Annotated in this window: 2 protein-coding genes and 1 pseudogene; 1 reads left to right on the top strand and 2 read right to left on the bottom strand. The window is 62.5% G+C overall.

The genetic code is table 11. The features are described from left to right. Window positions 1-113: 113 nt before the first annotated feature. On the bottom strand, window positions 114-593 hold the full coding sequence (locus SE92_RS26955) for a hypothetical protein (protein ID WP_063203785.1): 480 nt from the start codon (window positions 591-593) through the stop codon (window positions 114-116). 193 nt (window positions 594-786) lie between these two features. Here SE92_RS26955 and SE92_RS26950 point away from each other — a divergent pair, with 193 nt between their 5' ends. After that, window positions 787-1,092, top strand: coding sequence for a hypothetical protein (locus tag SE92_RS26950; RefSeq protein ID WP_063203784.1), 306 nt, complete (start codon window positions 787-789; stop codon window positions 1,090-1,092). 169 nt (window positions 1,093-1,261) lie between these two features. On the opposite strand, the pseudogene SE92_RS26945 reads toward SE92_RS26950, so the two are convergent. Then, a pseudogene (locus SE92_RS26945) lies at window positions 1,262-1,638 on the bottom strand (hypothetical protein); the annotation flags it as partial.

The raw sequence follows: 1,638 nt of genomic DNA, 5'->3' as shown, positions 1-1,638 counted from the left end.
GCGCGGGTGAGGGCCTTATCCTCTAAGGGATTGTCCCGTTGCGGAGACACCCTCTCCCCAACCCTCCCCCGCAAGCGGGAAGGGAGCGCACCGTCAGAGGTGCCTCATCCCCCTCATTGGAACGTCATGTCCAGACACTTGGAGATGTCGGAGCCGAGGCCGGAGGAGATGGTGATGCAGCCGCGGACCTTCTGCGCGCCGACGTCGGCGGCCCACACCGAATAGCCGCCGGGACCGAAGAACGAATTGGTGTTCGGCGGCTCGGTCTCGGTCGCGTCGAAATCATACTTGCCGTCGGTCTCGAAGATGCGCGGCTTCTTGGTGCAGCCGCCGTCGGTCTGGACGTTGATGACTTCCTTGTTGTCGCGGGTCAGCGCCAGCGAAACCTGGCAGCGGAAATATTCCGAGGTCTTGGTATTGAAGAGATAGGTGTAGGACTTGCAGGTCGCCGTGTTCAGCTTGCCCGGGGCAAGGCCGCGGCTGCACGAAATGCGCTGGTTGTGGCTGAGCTGGTAGTCATCGGCCCGGGCGGCCGGCACCAGGGCCGTCAACGACAATGCAGCAGCCCAGCAAAGTTTAATCACATGGCGCATCCGAATCATCCCTGCCAATAATTTTGTCGAGTTGCGTTCTAGACGGAAAGCGGAACATAGTCGCGAGGGGACGAAGGGAAAATCACAAACTGCTGGGCAAGACGTGATGTGCTGCGGCGCTTTCGCAAATTGACCCGGACATACCGTTCGTGATTTGTTCAAGCCCGGATGTCCCGACCGTGGGAGGATGGGAATGACGGCATTTTCAATCAAGCCATTTGCAATCGCAGTCGCACTCGGCGCCTTTTCAGCGCCCGCATTGGCGCAAGCCCCGGCAACACCGTGGGAGCTCAAGCCCGACACCGGCTACGCCTATGACAAGGAAGGCAAGACCTTTTCCTACAAGATGGGCACCAGCAACGCCGGCGAACTGCTGAAGGGCGCCAAGAAAGTGCCGAAGGGCACGCTGTTCTTCATCGGTCACAACGGCCAGCTCTACATGCGCAGCGGCCCGTACCTGGAAGGCGACGGCAAGTTCAAGTTCGGGCCGGATCAGTAGGGGCTGCGGCGGGCGGAACGACGCGCCGCCACACTCTCGGTGTCATCACCCGCGAAGGCGGGTGATCCGATTTTCCAGAGGCCGTCGTGATTGAATCGAGAGGCCGCGGCATACTGGATGCCCCGGTCGAGCCGGGGCATGACATCGGAGAATGCGGCAAGGCGAAGGGCTAGAACGCCGCCGCCAATTCCCTGGCGCCGGGCTTGCCGCTGTTCACGTCCATCCGCTCATCCGTCACCGCGAGCAGCTTGGCCACCGTGTTGTGGCGGATCGCGACCGGGTTGCGCTCGTAGCCGCCGCGCTGGAAGAAGTTCGAGGTCGGCACCTGTTCGCGCATCGCCTGCGGCATCGTTACCATGTCGAGGCCGGTGCCGTCGCCGGTGAGGTTCATCATCTCGAGCTCGGCCGCGGTGAGCGGACGGCTGTAGCCCTTGGCACGCGCGAACAGCACCGAGGTCAGGAGCTTGTGGGTCTGCAGCATCGGCCCGACATCGATGTCGAGCACCATCGCATGCATGGCCCAGCCCTGCGCGGTGTTGCCGATCT

The organism is Bradyrhizobium sp. AT1, from assembly GCF_001590795.1.
GTDB lineage: Bacteria > Pseudomonadota > Alphaproteobacteria > Rhizobiales > Xanthobacteraceae > Bradyrhizobium.
Note: the sequence above shows the minus strand (reverse complement) of the source record. Positions and strands in the feature narration are given on the sequence as shown.

Excerpts from the sequence above, each read along its gene's own strand:
- SE92_RS26955 (WP_063203785.1), bottom strand. The coding sequence starts at position 593 with ATGCGCCATGTGATTAAACTTTGCTGGGCTGCTGCATTGTCGTTGACG.
- SE92_RS26950 (WP_063203784.1), top strand. The coding sequence starts at position 787 with ATGACGGCATTTTCAATCAAGCCATTTGCAATCGCAGTCGCACTCGGC.